The organism is Oceanobacter mangrovi, from assembly GCF_019740315.1.
Lineage (GTDB): Bacteria > Pseudomonadota > Gammaproteobacteria > Pseudomonadales > Oceanobacteraceae > Oceanobacter > Oceanobacter mangrovi.
Genome location: NZ_JAHXZR010000003.1, coordinates 223975 through 247006, shown reverse-complemented (window position 1 = coordinate 247006; position 23032 = coordinate 223975). Strand labels below are relative to the sequence as shown.

Genomic DNA, 23032 nt, shown 5'->3' with positions numbered 1-23032 from the left:
AGTGCCGGTATGCGTCCGGCTTCAGACGTCCAGCATCCAGCGACGGTATTCACGCAATATGCGGGCGAGCCGCCCGCGCTCCCGGCAGCGATTTTATGCAAACTCATTCAGCATCCTCCGCGCCTTTTGCGGGCGAGCCGCCCGCGCTCCCGGAGCTTTCCCCCAGAACGGCTAACAAGCCTTCCAGCTCGGCTAACGCTTGTTCGAGTTCGTCTTTGGCTTCCGTGGCGAGTACCGAGGGTTCCGGCAGGTTACTGGCGTCGACGCTGTCTTTGTCTTTCAGCCAGGAGATATCCAGCGAGTCGCCTTTGTTGCTGGCGATCCAATCGCGGGAGAAGCAGCGCCAGCGGCTGTGATTGAGGCGATCATCGTCGGTCAGGGCGGTATCAGTTTCTGCGTTTTGTGAGTCGAACGACCAGTCACCTTCGGTGCGGTTGCTGATGTTCAATGGATTCCGGCCTTCGCCAGAATGACAAGGCTCGCTCCCGGTGAAATAACAGGCTTCAAACGGGGCGAGGTGTTTTTCGGTGAAAGGTGTGCGTTTACCGAAGCTGGGCATGTTGGTGCGCAGGTCATAGACCCAGACGTTTTGAGTGCAGCCTGCTTCTTGCAGCGGGTCGGCTGCCGAGCCTTTGGTGAAGAAGAGTACGTTGGTTTTCACGCCCTGGGCGTAAAAGATGCCGGTGGGCAGGCGCAGAATGGTGTGCAGGTTGCACTTGTTCATCAGGTCGCGGCGGATGTCGGTGCCCTTCCCTGCTTCGAACAGTACGTTGTCCGGCAGCACCACGGCAGCGCGGCCACCGGGTTTGAGGTTGCGGTAGATGTGCTGCAAAAACGCCAGTTGTTTGTTGCTGGTCTCAAAGGTGAGGTCGTCTCGGGTGATGCTGGCTTCGCCACCTTTGGCGGTGCCGAACGGCGGGTTGGCGAGAATGATATCGGCGCGGGGCAGATTGGCACCGACCTGACCGAGGGCGTTGCCCAGTAACACTGCGCCTTCGTTGCCGCCTTCCATGCCATGCAGCAGGCAGTTCATCAGTGCCAGTCGACGGGTGCCGGGCACCAGTTCGACGCCGACGTAGGCTTGTTTCTTCTGGAATTCGGCTTGTTTGTCGGTGAGGTCGAAGAGGTCATCGGTTTGCTCTTTGATGTATTCATGGGCGGCAATCAGGAAGCCTGCGGTGCCTGCCGCCGGGTCTTGAATCACTTCACCGGGTTGCGGGCGAATACAGCGCACCATGCTATTGATCAGCGCCCGTGGGGTGAAGTACTGGCCCGCGCCGGATTTGGTTTCGTTGGCGTTCTTTTCCAGCAGGCCTTCGTAGAGGTCGCCAAGGCCGTCTTTTTCGTCGCTGAACCAGTCTTCGATTTCATCAAAGCGTTTGATGATCTGCTCCAGATGGCGCGGCTCGCGCAGGCGGGTTTGGGCATCGGCGTAAATGGCGCTGATCAATGGGTCTTCGTGCACCTGAAGCTCAATGGTTTTGCTGGGGTCGGTGAGGTCGGCAACCGTGCGCTTGCCGGTGGAAAGCGCCAGCAGAATGGCCTTGTATTCGTTCAGCAGGTTGATACCGGACTTGCTATTCAAATCCGTCCAGCGGCAGCCTTCCGGCAGCGGGTGCTTGTGCAGGGTGCCGAAGTCTTTGTTCTCGTGCACCATTTTCAGAAACAGCAGCAACACCAGCTCGGTAACGTAATCGCTGTAGTTGATGCCGTCGTCGCGCAGTACGTCGCAGAGGTTCCAGAGTTTCTGAACGATATCGTTATTGGTCATGGGGTGTCCTTGGGTCAAGCTCAATCCTGTGGAGAGGCAGATGCTATGTGTTCAGGAAGCTGTGACGTATTTTACCGCGTCTTTTACCGCAATAATGGATGCGTTTTGGGTGTTATCCAGCACGGGTTTGGTAAACAAAACGCCGTAGGCTTCCGGTTTGGTGTGATGATCTGCCAACTGCGGATGTAATCGGGCTTTCAGATTCTGGCTGGTTTCATGGCTATTCACGGTCTCGCCCAGTACGTCGAGTAGCGCGCCTTCCAGACATTGAGGTGCCCAGAGGATGATTTCAAAACCGGCTTCTTCTGCCTTTCTTGCTTTGGCCAGTGAAGGCGGCAGGTCTGAATCCAGCACCAGTAATTTGCGGTTGTAGGCGGCATTACGAAACGTACGCAGCGAGTTGGTGATGATGACATCGGCAGAGCCGCCATCACCGGCTTCGATTTTGGGGCCTTTCTGGCCGGGCTGGCGTTGGTAAAACAGCCCTTTCATATGAGTGATAAAAGCTTTATCGTCCGCGCCTTCGCCGACAACCAGTAATGTGGTTTCGGCGACTGTACGTTGTTTGCTGTTCTTCTGTCTGGCCATGGAGTGCTTCCTGCGCGGTCAGAGATCGGGTACGGCACCCAGTGCCCCGGCCATATATTTGGCGTAGAGGTTATCGTCTGCGCGCAATCCTGCAACCTCATCCAGCCGCCAGGCTTCCGAACATTGATTTTGTTTCTCGACCAGATACACCTGATGCTTTTGTAAACGATCCAGCACTTCCGGCGAATGGCAGGTAAAAATCAGCTGCGCCTGATGGGGGTTGGTGTGCTCAAAGCGGAACCAGTCCATCAGCTCAGGCACCAGGTGGGGGTGCAGGTCATTATCGAGTTCGTCGATGACGGCGATGCCACCGTGATGCAGGGTTTTCAGAATGGGTTCCAGCAGCACAAAGGCTGATTGGGTGCCGCTGGATTCTTCGAAAAATGGCAGTTCAAACTTCTGGCCGTCGTCGCTGCTATGCTGGCCAAACGGCAGGTAGATGGTTTCTTCCTGGCCGCTGCTATTACGGCCCATCGCCTTCCGAATATCGACGCCGGTCAATCCCAGATCAAAGCGGCTCATCACTTCGGACATGCGGGTTTTCAGCTCGGACTGCTTCTCAAACTTTTCAGCACTATGAATGACGGCATCAAACTGGAAATGACGGCGGCCGCTGCTGTTGACGTTGGTTTGGATACGATCAAAAAACTCCACCAATGCGCGCGCTTCTTTTACGTCGTAGCTGTGGGCAGCGCTGATCAGAGAGGCATTGCCACGTAGTTCTTCGGCTTTGGTTTTAGCGAAAGGGAAACCTTTTTGTTTGAAGCGGTAGCCGGTTTCGGCTTTTTCCCGTTTGAACAAATAGCTGAACTGGCTGCTGGTTTTGGCAAACAGGGCTTCGTTGATAACTTCTTTGGGCGTCAGCTCCAGCTGGTAGCGGTAATCGACACCGTCGAGCAAAAACTCCAGTTCAAAACGCGTTGGCTGATCTTTCTGCAGCATATGAGGCGAACAAGGAATCTGGTCATCCGGATCGTTCTTCAGAAAGGAGTTGGAAACAAACCAGCTCAAAAACGCCAACGGCTTCAGTAATTGGGTTTTACCGGAACCGTTGGCACCAACGATGGCAATCGCCTTGTTCCAGCGCTCACCGGCGATGTCGATATCGTAGCCAGATGGCGTTGGCTTTTTGCCCAAACCGAAGTCGATGATGGTTTCTTCAGCAAAACTGTAGAAGTTTTCGAACACCAGATTTTTTATCATATTCTTTAACAATCAACAAAATTTTGTTGATTTTGGTTTTTTTTGAAAGATAAGGCAATGGGGTTTATGCAACCTGTATAGAAAAACCGGTTTTCTATACAGGTCGGCAGTGTTGTTGATAGAAATCAGGAAAATCTATACAGGTCAGCGGTTAACCCTGTCTGGCAAGGCACTGATCAGCTGCCATACGGCCATCAGCGCCTGTGGTTCATTGAGACCGGATACATCCAGCTCTATATCGCAGTGCTGGCGCAGCCCGGACATCACTTGTTGGCGGAATCCCGGTTGCAGGGTTTCCAGGTCTTCAGCGGTGGTGCCACGTTGACCCAAGCGCATTTGGCGTTCTTGCTCATCCAATGTCAGCAAGATGGTGAGGTCAGGTTTAACAGCCTGTGAGAGCGCTGATTCCACATCCGCAGTGACGCCACGGGCTTTGGCATAGGCAATCGTGGAGGCTCTGTAGCGATCCATCACGACACTCTGGCCTTGATGGCGCAAGATTCCGGCACGCTCCCCCTCAGACTGAACCGTAGCGGCGTAAAACAAGGCCCGTGCGGTTTGGGAGTCGCCCAATCCCTTGATGATGTCTCCGCGCAGCGGTTGAAGCTCTTTGCCGGGCGTGGTCAGAAATGTGTAGCCATAGTGTTCAGCCAGATTCTTGGCGAGTGTGGTTTTACCGACGCCGTCTAGGGCTTCAAGCACGATAAAAGATGGCATGATTCAACTCCTTTGGAGGTTTATTAGAAATGTGCGCCACCTGAATGTTTTCGGGGTTGCAAGCGTCGGCGAGCGCTTGCATTTGCAGGTATTCCGTATGACTGAAGCTGTTGCTGGCGACCACGTGCGGTATGGCTTCGTCGGATGATTCGATCAATCCGTATTCTTCTCGTTGGTGGTCGAGTTCGGTGCCACGAAGAATCATCAGCGGCCAGGCGCGGATATTCTCAACACCTTGTTCCCAGCACCAGGAGAGAGACTTTTTGAAGCTGGCGAGCGTTTGTCCCGGCAAGCCATAGATCAACGACACTTCGAAGCGAATGTTGCGAGCTTTCAGTTTTTGGATAACTGCTTCGGCTTTGGTCAGGTCATTCGGTCGGCCAATGAGTTTGCCCTCGTTTTCAATTGCTGTTTGCAAACCGAATTCGAGCACAACATTGAGGCCTCGCAGGGCATCCAGAAACTCGTCTTTGACCGATTCAAATCGGCACTGCAATGCCAGCTCGGCGGTCAGGCCAATCTCATTGAACAATATCAGAAGCTCAACGGTGCGTTTGACGTCGAGGTGAAAGATTGGGTCGAGAATCGAAATACGCTCTACCCCACTCTGGGCAAATAAACGGGCTTCCTTGACGATGCGCTCAAAGTCGAGTTGATGGTTTTTGAGCTTGTAGCGGTCGGTCGAGCTTCGATGTTGGCAAAACGAGCATTTGAATGGGCAGCCACGCATGGTTTCCCAGCGGACTTTTTTGCCCGGCTGCAGAATGCCTGTGAGGTAAGGCGATGGCAGTTCTTCCAGTGTGTATTCTGCCTTTTTGCCTAGGTCTGTTTGGCCCGCAAAGTGAATTCCTAAATCGTCTGGCAATGCTCCTGTAGCTAGGGCGACCATGGCTTTTTCTCCATGACCACGGACAAACACATCAGCAAATGGGTAGAGCCTTTCCAGATCTCCGGCTTTTGCATAGGAAATTTGTGGCCCGCCCAGAACGATGGCAGCAGAAGTTGAGTTGTGAATGGCTTGGGTCAGCTGCTGGGTAACGGGTTCATTCCAGATAAAAGCCCCGATACCTACCAGACATTCATGGCCCTCTGAGTTGCGCAAATCGATCTGTTGCATTACTTGTTGCTGGAAAGCCTTGTCATCAAAGTCATGGTCATTAACAGCGGCCTCGATCAGATCGAAGGGAATGTTGGCTGTTTTCAACGATGCGGCAATGGAAGCAGTGCCCAGGCTGGAGCGACCATCTTGCGGCCGCTCCCAATCCAGTGAAATCAAAATTACATACTTGGTCATAGCGCACCTCACCACAGATCGTTCTTGGTCAGGTGCCAGCCGCGATTGTGGCAGCACTCGTACACATTCAGGAGAACCCCATCCTCCTCATAACGAAGTTGGGCACGTTTTTTGGCGGATTCGTAAGTTAAATAAAGCTGTTTGGGGCGGCCATTGCCATCGGTGCAGTGATTGCAAATTGTGCTGGGTGTATGCCGGTCCTTAGGGCAAAGGTGCCAATAGGAACATCGATTACAGAAATAGGGCACCATGGCATTGCCATAGGCTGACTCTGCATAGTCTGCAGCGGATTGGGCCTGCTCTTGTGTGGAGTAGCAGGCGCGTGGCTTGCCAGTGCGGGTGGTGCAGAGGGTTGAGTTATTCATAAGAGACTCCGTTGGTTAAGTACGAAGTCATCTTTTGTTAGTGCATTGCACTAACAACGCTTGCTGAACAATTTTTTAAAAAAAATCGTCCAGCAGTTTCGAGAAGCGCTGAAGCTCGTGATACCGATTTCTGACCATGTCCAGAAACGGAGCTACTGGCTCAGAGTTATCGATCTTGTTGGCCAGTTGGTAGGCGCGTTCTATGTCGCCAGCGACCCAGGCTGCGAGTACAGAGTCGACGGGGTCCAATACCGAAGCCTGAGCCAACAAGGCATTTAGCAAGTTGGTGTGAGGTCCGAGCAGCATTTGCGGTAGTGTTTCAAATGGGTTTGGGAGCTTTTCCGTGTAGAGGTCGAAGTTGCCTTCCAGTGATGTAACCAACAGGGTTGTTTCTGCGCTGGCCAATGCCATGCCGCAAACAGTGGTGCGGTTTAGTAACATGGATCGCAAGGTTTCTGCTGCGTCAGCTCGGGCCTTGGGGTTTTCGAATATTTGTTTAACCTGTTTAGGGTCGGTGAACACCGAATTAAGTAAAAGGGCATTGAAGAGGACGACCTCCTGTTCTTTGCTGATATAGGTTGTTGCCCTTTGTACACCTGACTTTTTTTCGACCTTAAATAGCTTGTTTCGATGAAACGAGTTGGCCTTATCTGCCAGAAATTTGCTTTCCGCGGCAGACTCTATGCCAAACATGTCTCGAATGGCTTCAGGGATTCTTTTCATTAAATTGGTCTATTGACAACCAGAGACAATAATATCTTCTACATTAATACTCTCATTATAATCAATGTCTGATTCGGGTTCCTTGAGAGCAATTTTTTTTGCAATATTGTACCAGTTTGATTCGGAACACAGTTGCTTCTGGCAGTACTCGTTGTTATATCTGCCACATCTATATGCACGAACCGATGCGAACGATATAAATGAATCAATTACTCCCTTGCAATATCCTGCCATCAGGGTGTCTGATGGTGATAGTGTTATATTGTTCAGAAAGTTTAAATCCGAACGATTGTCGTACATGTTGGCCAGTTGCTTACAACCTTCTATTAAATAATCTGTTTCTTTATTGGCGAAAGAGGTACCGGAAAACAAGGTCAATACAATCATCAAAATCGTGTTTTTCATATCAAATATCTCTGGATTCTCTGTTTATTCCGCTTTTTCCGAAGCCACTTCGATGTTTTGTGTCTTTTCTTCTTACTGGTCTTGTTGTGCTGATGCAGGCTTGACTTCAGGAGCACTGTCATCAGATAAGACTTCATCAGCAACGGATGAAAAATGAAGATTAACATTACGAATAATGAGGGGTATTATTACTATGAGCAATAATATTGTAGACCTGTTTGTGTCAGTAAATACAACCTCTGCTGATTCGATGCCGTAATTTTTTTTTGAAATCTCCCTAACTAGTAGAATAACAAGAGTAATACTCATGTAAAAAGCCGGCAATCCAAAATATATGAAATCTGTTTTTAATGAATGGTGTAGTGGCAAGGAATGAATTTTTGAATATTTATAGTTTGAAATCATCAGATAGGCAATCAGGATAAAACCCAAAAGTTCCAGCTTGGAAAGATCAAGAAACCAGAATTCACCATTAAATGCGAAATTAAACACTAAAAACAAGATGATAATGCCGAATATTACGTATAAAAACTCACGTACGAATTTGAATTTAATGAATATCAATATAAAACCAGTCGTTGCGACTATATATATGAATTTTATTAGGTTCTCGATCATACTCTCTTCCTTGTTTATGAATATCATTTTTAGCAGCATTACTGCATAAAAATACCATTATTCTTCCTATTCGTTTACCCGGCCTCTGGCCAAATGCTTTCGCCCAGTTCTTTCAGTACCTGATCAAGCTGCCCTTGCAGAATCTTGTCGAGCTGTTTGGCACCGCCCTGGTCTCCAAAGCGCTGGTTGACGAATTCATGGTCGATGATGACTTCGTGTACCAGTTGTTTGGCGAGGCGGTCGAGCCATTTTTTCTGGGCCGGTGTCCAGGCGTGGTTGGTCAGCAGGTTTTGCATGGCGTCGTTGACGCGTTGTTCAAACGGCTTGAGAGCTTCGCCCAGTGCCGCACGGCGGATATGGCCGACGATGCTGGCGGCGATGTCCTGGTTGGTTTGGTTGCGCCAGGCCGTTTGCAGTTTGGCTTCGCTGTAGCCAGCCTGGTCGAGCAGTAGTTTGATGTCTTTTAGCTGGGCTCGGGTGAGGTCGCGCGGTTTGTTGACCACGGCGCTGAGCGCGGCCGACTGGTTGATGTGATCGCGTACAAACTGGCTGAAACTGCTCAAGTAGTCTTCCGGCTTTTTGTGTTCTCCGTAACTCTGGGTCCGTTCCTTGATGGCGTCTTCGTGATTTGAAATCACCGGCAGGCGCTCGCTGCCAATCAGCACTTTGACGTCGGCGAGCTGGGTTACCAGCCCGGCATTGCGGCGGATAAAGTCGGCGGCCTGCTGTGGGCCAAGATCGTGCAGATGCTGGTGCAGCTTGCTTGGCTCTACACCCCACAGGTCGTGCAGCTCGTCGAGCTTTTGTTTTAGTTGCGGATATTTGGCCGGGTTATGTTCGGCTTTTGAGCTGGCCTTGCGCAGTACCCGCATGACCTTCTGACTCAGTTGGCTAAGCACGGCATCGGCTTGACTGGTACTAGCTTTTTCACCCGGTGCGTTGAGTGCTTTTTGCAGCGACTCCGGGTCGGTCAGCTCTTCGGCCAGTTGCTCCAGTGTAATGTTGGGGTCTTTCACCAGCGGTTTCATGGTGTTGACCGCATCCAGCGCTGCGTAGATGTCGACCGGGTCGTAGATGCGGAAAACGGTTTTGCCAATGTCGTCGCAGCGGCGAGTAGCTCGACCAATCATCTGCTCATAGAGGATTCGGGATTTAACCCGGCGCATGAACACAAGGTTGCAGATTTTCGGGACGTCGATGCCGGTGGTCAGCAAGTCGACGGTGATAGCGATGTTGGGATAGCGCTCGTTTTTGTAGCGCTTTATCAGCTGGTCGACCTTGTCACTTTTACCGGTAATTTTTTCGACGGCGGCCTGATTGTATTCCTCGTCATACAGGTCTTTGAAAGCCTGATCGAGTAACCGTTTAACCATGTCGGCGTGCAGGTCGGTGGCGCAGAAAATCAAGGTTTTCTCGTCACTGAACGGATCCAGTTCGTGTACCAGTTGCTCGCAGATAACTCGGTTGAAGTTTTCGTTGATGACCCGCTTGTTAAAGGCTTCTACTTCGAAGTTGAGTTCGTCGTCCAGTTCTTCCGCTTTGACCTCGCCGGTTTGGGTATTGACCACATCAACGGTATCTCCCTTGTCGAATTGGATGCCGTTCTGGCTTAACTCGGTGATAAAGCGGATTGGCGGTTCGTGGTCGATCAGCCAGTCGTCGGCGACGGCTTCACGATAACTGTAGGTGTAGACCGGTGCGCCAAAAATATCGCTGGTATGTTTGGCCGGTGTGGCCGTCAGGCCAATTTTTACGGCGTCGAAGTAGTCCAGCACGCGGCGGTAACTCGACAGGTACTGGCTGGCGTCTCGTGTCGCCAGCTCGCCTTCGCTCATGTCCTGATCGAGGGTGTAACCACGGTGGGCTTCGTCAATGATGATGCAGTCGAACTGGTCTACTGATGGCGGAGTATCACTGGCGAACAGGCGTTTGACCATGGCCTGTACCGTCGCCACCTGCACGCGGGTTTCCGCTTCGGCTGCCATGTCGCCAAGTTCGGCGACATTGTAGATTTTGCTCAGGGTCTGGTTTTGCTCCAGCGGCGCTTCGTTGAAGGCGTCGATAGCCTGGGTGCCGAGTGCAGTGCGGTCGACCAGAAACAGGATGCGCTGGAATCGCTCGGCTTTCAGGAAGCGATACATCAAGCCAATGATGGTAAGGGTTTTACCAGTGCCGGTGGCCATCGCCAGCAGCGCTTCTCGTACGCCCTGGCTGAGTTTGTTTTCTACCGCTGTAATGGCTTTTTGCTGATAGTCACGCAGCTTCAGGTAGCCAAAGGGCTCGTTTTTGAGTTGCTCTTCTGCCAGTTGCTTGCTGCGTTTGAGGCGATCCAGCAGACCGGCTGGAGTGTGGAAGCTTTGCAGAGGCTGTTTCAGGTTGGAGATGCTGCGCACATCGCGGAACCAGGTGCCGGACTGTTCCGCTAACTGCTTCACATAAGGTCGACCATTGCATGAGTAAACAAAGGGGACCTGATAGTGGCCTTCCTCTTCATCCGGCCATGCGACCGTCATGCCTGCCAGTTGCCATGCAGGAGTCAGGTCGGGGGAGATATTCAGACCGCGGCTATAGCGCTCAGCCTGGCCGATTTTTCCGGCCACATTGGTGTTTTCGCGCTTGGCTTCGACGACGGCGACGGGGGTTAATCCGCAGAACAGCACGTAGTCGGCGCGGCCATTTTCAGCTTTGCCATTGTTGCCAACCAAGCGTGTTGGCCATTCGGCAATGGCCATGTTCTTGCCTGCTTGCGGACGCGCGCCTTTGCGATAGTCCAGCGCATCGGTGTCGGCTTGCCAGCCCGCTTCCTGCAATTGCTGGTCGATCAGAATGCGGGTCAGTTCTTCGCTGAGGGTAATCTGGTCGCTGGCGGAGCGGGTGCTCTTGCGCAGCTGGTCTTTCTGCTCGCTACGTTGTTTGGCGTCTTGCTCGGCCAGTTGTTGTTGCAGGGTTTTTATACGGGCTTCGTACTCCTGCTCCTGCTGCTTGAGTTTGGCTTCGTGCTGTTTGGCTTGTGCGGCCAGGGTGCGGGATTCTTCATCCATCGCCATTGCCAGCGCTTCGTACTCGGATTTTTCCTGCTCGATCAGCTGGTTCAACTGCTGGTTGTTTTCCAGCTGCTCGTTGGCGTTTTCGAGCTCGGTTTTCAGTTTGGCAATGTTCTGCTGCAGGGCTTGCAGTTGTGCGCTGGGGTCTTGCGGTGGAACAAAGGGGCCGGGCTTAAAGCCATGCGTGTTTTTACCAAATGTACGATGAAACCAGATGGCCAGATCACGCGCGACCACCAGACCTTTGATGGCCTCTTTATGCAGGGTTCGGAATTGATGCGTGGCTTTGTTGCCTTCGATACGCAGGGTGTGAAACAGCTCTTTCACAACCGGCTCCAGCCGCAATTCTCGCTGCAGCCGATAAAGCAGGTCGGACTGCGATGTCTGGCTATCAAATTCGATACCAGCACGAGCAGCCAGGTGTTGCGCCAATGCTTCGCCCAGCTGGCGTAACTTGATCAGCGTGGTATTCGGATCACTTGCAAAGGCCCGTTCTGCCGCTCCAGCCAGCTCGACAAACAGCGGGTCATGTTCATGTAAAAAAGCAAAATTACTGGCAACTGGGTTTGTCGATTCCATACTGCATCCCTGACAGATATTGGCTCATCAACATTACCCCAGATACCGTCCTCACGGTAGTTAGAAAATCGGAGTATTGTCCGGCGGCTCAGACTGAAGCGACTCCGCAAGACTCATGATTGTTGAATCCCGCCAATTCCGCCATCATATCCCTCTGAACCCCACCATTTCCGGGCGCGCAGTATGGTCGACCAGCAGCATTTCCAATGGAATTCCGACGAGCAGGCTCAGGACGTTAACAGCCTGGCAGCCGCTTTGGTTGGCTGGAACCAGGAGTATGACCAGGTCGATGTAGGTGCTTTCAAGGGGTCGCTCAACAGCGTGCAGCTGGAAGGCATTGAGCTGTTCCGTGAACAGTTGAATATTACGGTTTCCCAGCAGGCCACCACACCGTCTCATCGCATCAGCCTGTTTGTGCCGCTGAGCCTGCAGGACGATGGCAAAACCACGGATCAGTCGCGCTGTATTGCCTACGATGGCCTGACGCTGTTGCCGTATGAAAGTGATGTCTATTGGGTCAGCCCGGCCCATGCCGATTACGCCATGATCGCCTTCGATCAGGATTATTTGCAGCCTTTGCTGAGTGATGCCGATTTCGCTGCGCTGATGTCGGTGCAGCGCACCCATGCTGCGCAATTGTCTTCCAGTCACCTGACGATCTTGCAGAACAACTTGCGGCAGCTGCTGAACCCGAATCAGTCGCTGTTACTGGACGAGCGTCAGTTCAGTCATTCCCTGGTGGATGTATTGCTCGATCTGACGGCCAACCGCAACCAGGGCGAGCAGCGCTGGAAGCCACTGGGTAACCAGCATTTGTATATCGTCCGCCAGAGTCTGGCATATGCGCTCAGCAGTGAAGGCTCCGCTGCCAGTGTGCTGGACTTGTGCAAGATTCTGAATATTCCGCGCCGCACGCTGAATTACAGCTTTGAGAAGGTGACCGGTATTGCGCCGTCGAAATACCTGCGTTACATCCGCCTGAACCAGATCCGGCGGGCCTTGCTGGGTTCGGATGAGCCGATTGGGGATATTGCGGCCCGTTATGGTTTTTCCCATCAGGCCTATTTTGGCAAGGAATACCGCGTGTTGTTTGGCGAGACGCCGTCGGCAACCCGGCAGAAAAAGCGTTTGTGGTGAGTGTTGCTGGACGGCCATAGATGGTCGGATGGCGACCACTACTGGTCTTATTCGACCTACAGGGTTTATTTTTCATCCCCTGCTTCTCGTTCCTTTATTCCTCGGCCCCCTGTTCTTTAGCCCCCTGCTCTTCGGCCCACAGGGAATTCCACGCCCGGCCGCCTTCACGGTAGCCATAACAGGTGTTTTGCATATGTCTGCGGTTGCGGCCACTGCTGGCGTATTCGCGGTCATTCTGCAGCCGGTAGCCCTGAATGGTCTGGAAAGCGCCCGTTGCCAACACGGGTAATAGCTCGGTCAGATGGGTACAGGAATGCTGTTTGCCAAGCTTTTCCTTCACTTCGTTCATCCAGCCGCCACGAATTTTCATGCCGATCAGCTGCTCATAACGGGGCTCGGCACCGGAGCAATCGCGATAAGGGGTCGCCCGCATGCTGGCGCGCACATCCTGAATCACCAGCCGGTCATCGACCACCAGCGTCAGGGTCATGTCGTGAAGGTATTCGCCAATCGGCAGCAAACCACGATCGCGCAGGTTGAAATCGTAGTTTTTGGTGTCTTGCATGACGGCTTCCACTTCCCATAAACCATCGCTGCGCAAATAGCCCTGCACGTCGATCTGGCGGCGGTGCAGAGGTGTGCGGGTAACAGTGTCGTTGGTGTTGCGGGTATCAGTAGTCATGGCAAGTCGTAACAGCTGGACGAAGTGGAATCGTCCATCATACTCCATTCCAGCCAATTGATTAGTCTTGCCAACAATTGCCGCAGAAAACAGTTTGTATCAGTGGCTGGCTCGTATAGGCCATTCAGGTCCAGACCCTGTCACAGCCACTGTCTATCCAGCCCAAAACCGTCAGCCAAAAAACCAGTGACAGATCAGGATCGCCGCTGTCATGCCAGCAGCGTCACAAGCCAGCCCGGCCCACAGGGCGTAACGAATCCGGCTGATGCCAACAACGCCGAAATACACTGCCAGCACGTAGAACGTGGTTTCGGTGCTGCCCTGCATCACCGCTGCCAGCAGGCCCGCCAGCGAATCAACACCATGGCTGCTCATCACATCCAGCATCATGGCGCGGGCACCACTGCCACTGAAGGGTTTCATAAAGGCGACTGGCAAGGCGTCGACAAACCAGCTGCTCAGCCCCAGCCCGGCAAGCGCCCAGCGCAAGCCATCGAGTAACAGGTCAAGCGCACCACTGGCACGGAAAACCCCGATTGCCACCAGCATGGCGACCAGATAGGGAATCAATTGTACGGCGGTTTCAAAACCGCTTTTGGCACCGTCAATAAAGTCTTCGTATACCGGCCGTTTGGCGCTCAGGCCCGCCAGCAGAAAACAGCCGACCACCAGCAACAGCACAGCATTGGCCAGCTGGCCGGAATAACTCGCCAGCACATCGGATGACAGCGACCCCAGCCAGAACACCAGACTGGCCACCAGTGCCACCAGCCCGCCCAGATAAGCAATCACAACCCGGTCGATACGGATTTTCTGGATCCACATCACCAGCAACAAGCCGGTCAGGGTCGAGGCCATGGTGGCCAGTAGAATCGGGATAAAAACGTCGGCAGGATTGGCCGCTCCCAGCTGGGCGCGGTACATAAAAATCGTGACGGGCAACAGCGTGACCGATGAGGTATTCAGCACCAGAAACAGGATCTGGGCATTACTGGCGGTGTGCTTGAACGGGTTAAGATCTTGCAGCGCCTGCATCGCCTTGATGCCCAATGGCGTAGCGGCGTTATCGAGCCCCAGCATGTTGGCAGCCAGGTTCATGGTAATGGCACCCTGGGCAGGATGATGAGGCGGAATTTCCGGCATCAGCCGACGGAACAGCGGCTGCAGGCCACGGCCCAGAATATCGATCAGCCCGGCGCGCTCAGCAATCCGGAACAGCCCGGACCAGAGCGCCAGCACCCCGACCATGCCAATGGCGATTTCCACCGACAGTTTGGCCATATCGAAGCTGGCAGTCACCAGCAGCTGGAAGATGTCGGTTTCGCCGCCGAGCCAGCGAATGGCTGCGACGGCGATCCCCACAAGAAAAAAACATGCCCAGACCAGATTCAAAACAGCTTCCTGTGCGCGCGGTGCAAAGACGCCCACAGTGTGCCTGCAATGGCGGGCATGTCCAGTATCGGAATACTGGAAATCAGAGTGCTTCGTACTTCTCGATCAGATCATTGGCTTTCTTGTACAGCGCCTTGCCGTCGTAGCCTTCCTTATCCATTTCGGCGATCCAGTCGTCGGTGACCGGCTGCATAGCTTGTTTCCAGCGCTCGGTCTCTGCTGGCGACAGCACATTGATCTTGTTGCCGTTGTCGACCACAGTCTGGCGATTACGCACTTCGGCGGTATCCCAAACCTGACCAATCCAGCCCGCAGTTTCGATACCCGAGTTGTTATCAATCACCTTCTGCAGATCCGCAGGCAGCTTGTCGTAGCTGTCCTTGTTCATGGCGAAGATAAAGAACTGGGTGTACAAACCACGCTTGCCATGAATTTCGGTGGCGTATTTCACCATTTCATGGATTTTCAGCGGTGTTACCACTTCGTAGGCCAGCAGTGCGGAATCCACAACGCCTTTGGAAATAGCCGATGGCAGCGACGGTACTGGCAGGAACACAGGAGACGCGCCAACGCGCACCAGCGCTTCCGCCATCAGCTTGTTAGGCGCCCGAACTTTCAGGCCTTCCATATCTTTCATGCTGTTGATGGCGCGGTCACGTACCAGAATCGAACCGGCATAGTGAGTGTGCAAAGCTAACAGGTGTACATCTGAGAACTCCTGCTGCATTTCCTGCTCGGCGTATTCCTGTAAGGCCTGGCTACTGACCTTGCCTGAGGTGGCCATAAACGGCAGCTCGAATGCCCCCGCTTTCGGGAACCGGCCAGGTGTGTAGCCACCGACGGTCCAGACGATATCAGCGACGCCCTTGCGTGCCTGATCGTACAGTTGTGGTGGTTTGCCACCCAGTTGCATGGAAGGATAGATATCAATCTTGATACGACCGTTAGACTCCTTCATCACCTTCTCGGCCCATGGCTCAAGGAAGTTCATATGCGCATTGGAAGTCAGTGGCGACATATGATGAAGTTTGAAAGTGTATTCAGGTTCGGCTGCCAGGGCAGCGGATGCTGCTCCGATAGACACGGTCATGGCCAGAGCTTTTGCCAAAGCGGAAGCCCGCAATGGCAATGATTCCATTAAGGTTTTTATCTTCATACCTTTGCCTTTTTATAATTATCGTGCGCTTGTTGAAGCAGTTTCTGCTTTTATTTTAGTTATGTTTTATTGGTTGTTTCGGTGTTGCGATCGAGCAGGTTTTCCTTCGGTCAAAAATTGGTTAGACGAACTCAAATATCACCAGGAATCAGAGATCCAGTACCAGTAGCGGTGATTTTGAACGCGAGCAACATGGCGTGAACTGATCGTTGGCAGCCTGCTCTTCTTCCGTCTGGTAAAGGTCACGATGGTCTGGAATGCCGTCGATCACGCGAGTCAGACAGGAACCACAAATACCCTTCTCACATGACAGCGGAATATCCACACCGGCAGCCATCAACACCTCGGCAACAGACTGGTCAGCCGGAATATCGTACTCGGCACCACTCTGGTTCAAACGCACACGGAATGGCGTTTCATCGCTTTCAGCCTGCGGCTCTGGCGCGTCGAAATATTCGCGATGCAGCTGGCTGTTGGCCCAGCCCAGGGCCTGTGCTTCTTCCCAGATAAAGTCCATGTAGCCAATCGGACCACAGGCGTACAAATGCGTCGTCATACCCGGTTTGGACAGCACGCGGGACGGATCCAGCCGACTGTTGTCTTCCGCCAGGTACACATGCACACGGCTGGCAAACGGTGCCTGTTGCAGCTCACCGATAAAGGCCGCATCAGCCAGTGAACGTACGCTGTAGTGCAACTCGAAAGACTTGCCCGCAGCGTGCAGCTGCCACGCCATTGCCATTACTGGCGTAATGCCGATACCACCACCCAGCAGCACCGAATGGGTCGCTTCCGGGTTCAGCTCAAACAGGTTACGTGGCGTGCTGATTTGCAGCCGGGTGCCGACTTTCCAGTGCTCATGGATGTAGGAAGAACCACCCTTGGATTCCGCTTCACGCTGGATACCAAGACGGTAAACCGCTGGATCAGAACCGTCCTGGCAGAGTGAATACTGGCGAATCAGGGTTTTGTCAGCGCTAACTGGCAGGTGCACATCAATGTGTGATCCGGCGGTGGCAGCAGGCAACGGCTGGCCCGACAGCGCCACCAGCTCATAGCTGTTGACGCGGCCAGACTGACGCTGCACTGAACGAATTTCAACGTCGATCAGAGCAGTCATAATTTAGGCTCCTTTACGCAGGGAGTCGGAGGCAATCACTGACGAATCACGTTCTTCCTCCAGCAACCGATCAATAATGCGACGGGACTGTACGCCACCGGCGTCGATGTTCAGTTTCAGCAAGTCACGTTCTGGCCATTGCAGCAGGTTCTGCTGCTGACGCTCGAGCATTTCCAGGTCTTCGCCAAAGATCTTGCCCTGACCTTCGCGAATGGAAGCGGTGAGTTCAGCATCTTGCGGCTTGAAGTTACGGGCCATGCCCCAGAAGTACCAATGCGAGGTTTCGGTTTCAGGAGTAATGAAGTCAACCACGGTGCTGGAGGCACGATCTTTCAGCTCGGCATTGATGCCACCTTTACCGGCCAGTGCAACACCCACATCGATCATGACGTGGCTTGGCGGAGTGAAGCGACAGACCTGCCAGCGATCTACGGTTGCTTCTGGATCCAGATCGTTGGCGCGCATGGCCATCTGCCAGAATGGTGGCGCCTTGATGCCTTCCATTTCACGCAGGGTCAGCACCTGTTCGCCTTCAACTTTGGTTTCCGGTGCCGCTTCGTCGATCTCTTTCTGACCGATAGATGTTGAGTGAACGTAGGTTTCGTGGGTCAGGTCCATCAGGTTGTCGATCATCAGCTTGTAGTCACAGTTGATGTGGTACAGACCGCCACCGTAGGCCCATTCGTCACTTTCGGCCCATTCGTAGTGATGCATTTTGGCGGGATCGGCGTCCGCCTTGTTACCCGGCCAAACCCAGATAAAGCCATAACGTTCAATCACGGCAAAAGACTTCACGCATGGGAAGGCGCGCACACGTTGACCCGGCATGCTGGCAGTCGAGCCATCGCTGTTCATCGCCAGACCATGGTAACCACATACCAGCTTGCCATCTTCAACATAGCCCAGTGACAGCGGCGCGCCACGGTGAGGACAGAAATCTTCAACAGCCACAGCAGTACCGTTTTCATCACGGTAGAAGGCCATTTTCTCGCCGCAGATGGTACGGCCAAGTGGTTTGGATTCAATATCGGCTGGGGTACAGGCAACGTACCAGGCATTCTTGATAAACATGGGCAACCTCTGTTGTTTTTATTGCTGTGGCTGAATCATCTCGCCAACGGTTATTGGATCCAATTAAATACAAATTTCAGATCCATATCAGCAAATCACCGCTAAAATGGCTTATTTTGGTACATTTAAAGGTCATTCGGGATCCAGAAACCCGAGATAATTAGCCATTCAGACATTTTGTTGCAGCCTGTTTTACAATTCGGATCCAATAGCCATTCAATTCAGCCCAGCTGTCAGACCCAAAAGGAACCCCCGCACCATGGCATCGACCGGCAAACAGGTACTGGTAACCCTGCGCAAACAGATTGCCGATGGCATCCTCAAGGGCGGCCAGCGACTGGCAGAAATTCCCACAGCCGAGTCCCTTGGCGTCTCCCGTATGCCCGTGCGTATGGCCTTCAAGGCGCTCGAACAGGAAGGCTTCCTGACCAAGGCCGGGCGTGGCTACACCGTCCGTGAAACCTCCCCCGAGGACATCACCGGCGCCATCGAGGTGCGCGGTGTACTCGAAGGACTGGCAGCCCGTCAGGCGGTCGAACGCGGACTGGATCCAAACGTGCTGCCAACACTCAAGCAATGCCTGCGTGATGGCGACGCGCTGTTCGTCAAGGGCCACCTGACCGACGACGACTTCGGCAGTTACCACGATATGAACTGCCTGTTTCACGACACCATCGTCAACGCCAGCCACAACCCGGCGATTGCCGAAGCCCTTGCCCGCAACCAGCACCTGCCGTTTGCTTCCGTAAAAGCGCTGGCGGTTGACCCCAACCAGCCTGAGCGCGAATTCCGCCGTTTCTATTACGCTCACCTGCAACACCACTCCATCGTTGATGCGCTGGAGCGTGGCCAAAGCGCCCGCGCTGAAGGCCTGATGCGCGAACACGCCAACACCACGCTCAACTATGCCGACGAAGAACAGCAGAACGAACGCAGTCGCCGGATCCGCCGCAAGACTTCCAGCTGATCCTGTTTGCGCTAGCCCTGATTGATGATCTTCGGAATCTCTTCCCGTAAATAGTCAATCAGGCTGCGCACCGACGGCAGCATGCCTCTTGGACGAGGGTAAACGAGATGAATCGCATGGCGAGAGCCGCTCCACTCCGGCAAGACACGAATGAGCTGTCGATCCCGCAACGCCGTTGCCACCAGAGGCTCAGGCAGCAAGGCGATGCCCATCCCGTCTATCGCCATTTCAACCTGCACACGCAGATCGTTTGATACCAGCCGGGGCTTGAGCTGCACCGACTGCGTCCGACCGTCCGCAGTCGATAGCAACCACTGCGCACCGCCATCCTGAATATCCGTAATACTCGCCAGTGCACCAAGGTCCGTTGGCGAGTCCAGGTCACCATGACGTTGCAGATACCCCGGGCTGGCGATCAGAATCCGACTGGCACCACCAAGCTCCCGAGCCACCAGGGTCGACGAATCTTCAATTACCGGGGTCGCACGCAATGCCAGATCAAAGCCTTCCTCAACCAGATTGACCTGCCGGTTGGTCGCCGCAACCACCAGCGACACCTTGGGGTATGCCTCCATATAACCCGCCAAAATTGGCGCCAGGTAACTCTGCGCCAGAATCACCGGGCAGCTGAGTTTTATTCTGCCGCTGGGTTCATGCTGCAGCTCGGCAACACTTTCATAGGCGTTTTGGGCGTCTTCTACCAGCTTCTGGCATTGCAGATAAAAGCGTTCGCCCGCCTCGGTCAGCCTCATGGAGCGGGTAGAACGATGCAGTAACCGCAAGCCCAGCCGTTTCTCCAGCTCTGCGACACGTCTGCTCAGGCGGGTTTTTTCTACCCCGATCGCCCGCGCCGCTGCCGAAAAGCCGTTGTACTTAACCACCGCACTGAAGAAAAAAAGGTCGTTCAGATCGTCCATTTATTGTTGCTCTCATGCACTAATCTTTGGTATTTCTGCCATATTATCGAGACACACCCACAACAGTAGAATAGCCTCAGGTTAAAGAAACGCCGAACGATCCCTTCGTAAATCAGCTTTTCCCTGCCCCCCTTCCTGCTTGAAAAAGCGCGTCATAAAAGAGGTACATTCAATGAAAGGTCTCGAAAAATTCACCCTCGCTGCTGCACTGATTGGTCTTGCTGGCATCGCTCAGGCAGCGCCTGCTGAAAAGGTAAACTCAAATAACGCCCAGAGCGAAACCCAAGCCAAAGCGTCCACCGTTGCCGTCAAAAATGTTAAGGCCGACACCAAACACGAAGAAATGACCAGCGCCGATCGCGATTTGCAATTCACCCTGACTCATCCGAACTATTAATCACCATCAGGGTACCGTTTCAGGGAAATAGCTTCTGGGCCGGACTGCCCGGACCCTGACGGCTTGCTCAGCGAATCGAGTCAGGCGAGCCCACACCGCCGACCCGCCAGGTTCTTCAGCAAGACCTATTTATAGTCCACTCATTATTCCTTGTTCTCTAACGCCAGTACGGCGATGCCGGTGGTCATAGGCGCATAATAAAAACGGTGTTTCTCTTCCACCTCGTCAGCCATGGCTCCGCGCATCACCAGCCACATAATAACTTCACCACCTTCGGCTCCAGCGGCTTCCATCACTTGTTTGTGGGTCTGATTGGCCAGAGACAGCGGCTCACTCTGGATCTTGTCGAGCCATTGCTGATCCCACTCTTCATTGATGTAACCAAAGCGTTCGCCATTGAGCTGATGTGACAGCCCGCCAGTTCCAACAATCGCCACCCGCAGGTCGTCCGGCCAGCTTTCGATCGCCCGTTTCAGTGCTTGCCCCAGCTTGTAACAACGCATGGCGGTTGGCATCGGGTGCTGAATCACGTTCACCAACAGCGGCACTACCTGCACTGGCCATTCGTCTTCCGTGTGGTTCCACAACAGCGGCATGGCGGTCAGGAAACCGTGGTCGAGGGCCATTTCCTGACACAGCGTCAGGTCGAACTCATCCGCCACCAGCTGATTGGCCAGGTGATGGGAAAACTCAACGTTGCCACGGAAATCCGGCAGCGGCCGCCGCCCATAACCTTCATCAGCAACCTGATAACTGTCAGCAACGCCCATTGCAAAGGTTGGGTAACGATCAAGGAAAAATTCGGTGCCATGGTCGTTATAGACAAGGATCACTACGTCAGCCTTGACCTCTTCCGCCAGCCAGCGTTTGACCGGCTCATAGCCGTCAAACAGTGGCTGCCAGGCCGGATCAGTTTGTTTGTGCTGGTCATAGGCACGACCAATGGAAGGCACGTGAGACGAGCCAATACCTGCAACCAGTTTTGCCATCAGACTGCTCCCGGAACCTGTCGTGTTGCCATAAATTCTTCGTAGCTTTCACCACGCATTTCGGCGCCAATCTGATACAGACCGTAGCCCAGCGTGGCCGCCAGTTTGAGGAAGAAAAAAAGGTTGCCGCCGAGCTGGGTCAGCTTCAGCCAGTCGCGCTCGCGAATCGCCTGCTTCTGTTCTTCACTTAATTGATATTTCGCCATATAGGCTTCTTCATCAGCCAGATATTCATCGCGGTTCTGTTGCGACTTCAGCGAATTACACATTTTATTAACCGGATATCCCTGCCGTGATAATTGCAAATCAAACACGTAGGTACCGGGTATTCCCCATTTGTCGACGTTATCAACAGGTGCAGTCACAGGATTTGTCTCCAGCGGACAGCCGCCAACCCTCTTTATCAAATCAATAAAAGAGCAAGAGTGCGGCTGGTTTTAATGAAATAAAGTCCGTATTTTCGGACGGGCGGTTACATCACAAAACGCGCGGAGCGTTCGGCAATCAGCCAACGGCCATCTTCAAACACGCACAAATCGTCAAATTCACCCACTTTCACTTCGACCGCCGCAGGCTGGTCAGCCGTGGCAGTGGTAGTCTCAGTTGCAGAGGACAGACCCGATGCATGCAGCAACACATAGCTGGTCACCCGCATACGGCCATCCGCTTCCGGCAGCACCCGCATATTGGTGCAGATATGGCGGGTCATTCGAGTGGCCGGACGGCTCAGATAAGCAGCCAGAATGGCTTCACGACCCTGCAGCGGTTGAGGCTGACCGGGACGAAACAATTTGCCCTCACGGCTGAAGCAGTCGGCAAAGGCTTCAAATTCGCGGTTATCAACATAATGCACGGCATCAAGAATCAGCCGCTGGCAATCACGTTCAATTTGCAGTTGGTTTTCAGTATTCATAGCGGTACCTGCCAGGCTGCCGGATAGGTTTTATCGCCATATCCAGCGCCGTATTTTTTCATTGTTATTATTCACGCCAGGCCAGCCGATATGGCCGAACCGGTTTATTGTTAATGCGCTGCCAACCAGTCCCTCATAACCCGGGTCACTGCTGCGGGTTGCTCCATGGTGCTCATATGACCACTGTGCTCGATAATTTCCAGGCTTGAACCCGCCACCAGCTCGGCCATATCGGCATGACGGGCGGCAGGGCTCCAGCTGTCTTCCCGACCACAAATCAGCAGCGTTGGGCATTTGAGTGCCTGCAGCACCGGAGTAGCGTCCGGGCGATTCAGCAAGGCGTTGATCTGGGCGGCAAAAATCTCCGGCGTCTTGCGTTCAATCATCGCCAGAATCTGTTCAATAAACTCAGGCTGCTGCAAGCGCTCGGGATGCACCATGCCCTGCACCCAGGTTTCACCCACAGCGCGCATGCCGCGGGTCAGGGCGATTTCCAGCAAGGCCATACGACCGGCTTTTTCTTTCTCACCGGCGGCACCAGGGTCACGGCTCTGATAACCGGTATCCAGCAGTATCAGGTGAGTGACCCGTGCCGGAGCCAGCCGACAGACTTCCAGTGCAATACGGCCCCCCATCGAATGACCCGCCAGCGCAAATTGTTCTGGACTGTTCTGCAACACCTGTTCGGCCATGGCGGTGATCGAGTCCAGCTGACCATAGTCCGCAATGGTGCAATGAACCGGCGCCAGACCGGCAACCTGATCCGGCCAGACTGCGTCGTCACACAACAACCCCGGAAGCAACACCAGCTCGGAAACCATAAATACCTCTGCCTTGTATCAGCCCGTAGAATCCGGGCCGTCATCTTGTTATAGGTTTGACTTGCCAACCATGCTAGCCGATCCTGATCGCAACTAAAAACGCCATTTTGAGCGCTCTGTAAGCTCGATCTGGAATCAATCTTTGTTACAGACTGATCAGTGT

At 53.6% G+C, this 23032-nt stretch carries 23 protein-coding genes; 3 read left to right on the top strand and 20 right to left on the bottom strand.

Translation table 11 applies throughout. The annotated features are described in order from the left end of the window. Window positions 1–103: 103 nt before the first annotated feature. The 10 genes from K6123_RS07900 to hsdR all read right to left on the bottom strand — a co-directional run bounded on the left by K6123_RS07900 (window position 104) and on the right by hsdR (window position 11307). Complete coding sequence (locus K6123_RS07900; RefSeq protein ID WP_221796231.1) at window positions 104–1771, bottom strand: class I SAM-dependent DNA methyltransferase; 1668 nt, start codon at window positions 1769–1771, stop codon at window positions 104–106. Between the two features lie 51 nt (window positions 1772–1822). Next, a complete protein-coding gene (locus tag K6123_RS07895; RefSeq protein ID WP_221796227.1) occupies window positions 1823–2359 on the bottom strand; it encodes a hypothetical protein in 537 nt (178 codons plus the stop codon). An 18-nt stretch (window positions 2360–2377) separates the two neighbouring features. Beyond that, on the bottom strand, window positions 2378–3562 hold the full coding sequence (locus K6123_RS07890; protein ID WP_221796224.1) for an AAA family ATPase: 1185 nt from the start codon (window positions 3560–3562) through the stop codon (window positions 2378–2380). A 144-nt stretch (window positions 3563–3706) separates the two neighbouring features. Then, window positions 3707–4279, bottom strand: coding sequence for a dTMP kinase (locus K6123_RS07885; protein ID WP_221796221.1), 573 nt, complete (start codon window positions 4277–4279; stop codon window positions 3707–3709). After that, entirely contained in the window at window positions 4257–5630 is a 1374-nt protein-coding gene (locus K6123_RS07880) for a B12-binding domain-containing radical SAM protein (protein WP_221796218.1), read from the bottom strand. Before K6123_RS07880 ends, K6123_RS07885 begins: the two co-directional genes overlap by 23 nt. Continuing rightward, window positions 5582–5938 (bottom strand): hypothetical protein, encoded by a 357-nt coding sequence (locus K6123_RS07875; protein WP_221796216.1) that lies wholly within the window; start codon window positions 5936–5938, stop codon window positions 5582–5584. The genes K6123_RS07880 and K6123_RS07875 overlap by 49 nt, the downstream gene beginning before the upstream one ends. Before the next feature lie 75 nt (window positions 5939–6013). Then, on the bottom strand, window positions 6014–6661 hold the full coding sequence (locus K6123_RS07870) for a hypothetical protein (protein ID WP_221796213.1): 648 nt from the start codon (window positions 6659–6661) through the stop codon (window positions 6014–6016). Between the two features lie 9 nt (window positions 6662–6670). Then, the gene (locus K6123_RS07865; protein WP_221796210.1) at window positions 6671–7066 is read right to left on the bottom strand and encodes a hypothetical protein; all 396 of its coding nucleotides are present in this window, start codon (window positions 7064–7066) and stop codon (window positions 6671–6673) included. Window positions 7067–7138: 72 nt separating this feature from the next. Further along, window positions 7139–7684 carry a hypothetical protein gene (locus tag K6123_RS07860; protein ID WP_221796207.1) on the bottom strand — a complete coding sequence of 182 codons (546 nt, stop codon included), beginning with the start codon at window positions 7682–7684 and terminating at the stop codon, window positions 7139–7141. Window positions 7685–7758: 74 nt separating this feature from the next. Beyond that, complete coding sequence (gene hsdR / locus K6123_RS07855; protein ID WP_221796204.1) at window positions 7759–11307, bottom strand: type I restriction-modification system endonuclease; 3549 nt, start codon at window positions 11305–11307, stop codon at window positions 7759–7761. A 183-nt stretch (window positions 11308–11490) separates the two neighbouring features. Between hsdR and K6123_RS07850 the strand changes: the two genes are divergently transcribed. Next, window positions 11491–12444 carry a helix-turn-helix domain-containing protein gene (locus K6123_RS07850; protein ID WP_221796201.1) on the top strand — a complete coding sequence of 318 codons (954 nt, stop codon included), beginning with the start codon at window positions 11491–11493 and terminating at the stop codon, window positions 12442–12444. A gap of 94 nt (window positions 12445–12538) precedes the next feature. On the opposite strand, the gene K6123_RS07845 is transcribed toward K6123_RS07850, so the two are convergent. From K6123_RS07845 to K6123_RS07825, 5 genes are all read right to left on the bottom strand, one after another. Beyond that, a complete protein-coding gene (locus K6123_RS07845; RefSeq protein WP_221796199.1) occupies window positions 12539–13126 on the bottom strand; it encodes a DUF2889 domain-containing protein in 588 nt (195 codons plus the stop codon). 171 nt (window positions 13127–13297) lie between these two features. Continuing rightward, window positions 13298–14518 carry a nucleoside recognition domain-containing protein gene (locus K6123_RS07840; RefSeq protein WP_221796196.1) on the bottom strand — a complete coding sequence of 407 codons (1221 nt, stop codon included), beginning with the start codon at window positions 14516–14518 and terminating at the stop codon, window positions 13298–13300. A gap of 82 nt (window positions 14519–14600) precedes the next feature. Beyond that, on the bottom strand, window positions 14601–15674 hold the full coding sequence (locus K6123_RS07835; RefSeq protein ID WP_246624681.1) for a TRAP transporter substrate-binding protein: 1074 nt from the start codon (window positions 15672–15674) through the stop codon (window positions 14601–14603). Between the two features lie 148 nt (window positions 15675–15822). Continuing rightward, a complete protein-coding gene (locus tag K6123_RS07830) occupies window positions 15823–16794 on the bottom strand; it encodes a PDR/VanB family oxidoreductase (RefSeq protein ID WP_221796193.1) in 972 nt (323 codons plus the stop codon). Between the two features lie 3 nt (window positions 16795–16797). After that, on the bottom strand, window positions 16798–17865 hold the full coding sequence (locus K6123_RS07825) for an aromatic ring-hydroxylating oxygenase subunit alpha (protein WP_221796190.1): 1068 nt from the start codon (window positions 17863–17865) through the stop codon (window positions 16798–16800). A 259-nt stretch (window positions 17866–18124) separates the two neighbouring features. On the opposite strand from K6123_RS07825, the gene K6123_RS07820 reads away from it, so the two are divergent. Next, complete coding sequence (locus K6123_RS07820; RefSeq protein ID WP_221796187.1) at window positions 18125–18832, top strand: GntR family transcriptional regulator; 708 nt, start codon at window positions 18125–18127, stop codon at window positions 18830–18832. Window positions 18833–18843: 11 nt separating this feature from the next. Here K6123_RS07820 and K6123_RS07815 read toward each other — a convergent pair whose 3' ends face one another. Next, on the bottom strand, window positions 18844–19749 hold the full coding sequence (locus tag K6123_RS07815) for a LysR substrate-binding domain-containing protein (RefSeq protein ID WP_221796183.1): 906 nt from the start codon (window positions 19747–19749) through the stop codon (window positions 18844–18846). Between the two features lie 172 nt (window positions 19750–19921). Here K6123_RS07815 and K6123_RS07810 point away from each other — a divergent pair, with 172 nt between their 5' ends. Continuing rightward, on the top strand, window positions 19922–20146 hold the full coding sequence (locus K6123_RS07810; RefSeq protein WP_221796180.1) for a hypothetical protein: 225 nt from the start codon (window positions 19922–19924) through the stop codon (window positions 20144–20146). A 143-nt stretch (window positions 20147–20289) separates the two neighbouring features. Here the strand turns inward: K6123_RS07810 and K6123_RS07805 are convergent, their stop codons facing one another. The 4 genes from K6123_RS07805 to K6123_RS07790 all read right to left on the bottom strand — a co-directional run bounded on the left by K6123_RS07805 (window position 20290) and on the right by K6123_RS07790 (window position 22869). Beyond that, window positions 20290–21135: a class III extradiol dioxygenase family protein gene (locus K6123_RS07805; RefSeq protein ID WP_221796178.1), complete on the bottom strand. Its 846-nt coding sequence runs from the start codon at window positions 21133–21135 to the stop codon at window positions 20290–20292. After that, the gene (locus K6123_RS07800) at window positions 21135–21500 is read right to left on the bottom strand and encodes a protocatechuate 3,4-dioxygenase (protein WP_343223974.1); all 366 of its coding nucleotides are present in this window, start codon (window positions 21498–21500) and stop codon (window positions 21135–21137) included. Before K6123_RS07800 ends, K6123_RS07805 begins: the two co-directional genes overlap by 1 nt. 107 nt (window positions 21501–21607) lie before the next feature. Further along, a complete protein-coding gene (locus tag K6123_RS07795; protein WP_221796175.1) occupies window positions 21608–22048 on the bottom strand; it encodes a nuclear transport factor 2 family protein in 441 nt (146 codons plus the stop codon). A 110-nt stretch (window positions 22049–22158) separates the two neighbouring features. Continuing rightward, on the bottom strand, window positions 22159–22869 hold the full coding sequence (locus tag K6123_RS07790; protein ID WP_221796171.1) for an alpha/beta fold hydrolase: 711 nt from the start codon (window positions 22867–22869) through the stop codon (window positions 22159–22161). Between the last annotated feature and the right edge of the window lie 163 nt (window positions 22870–23032).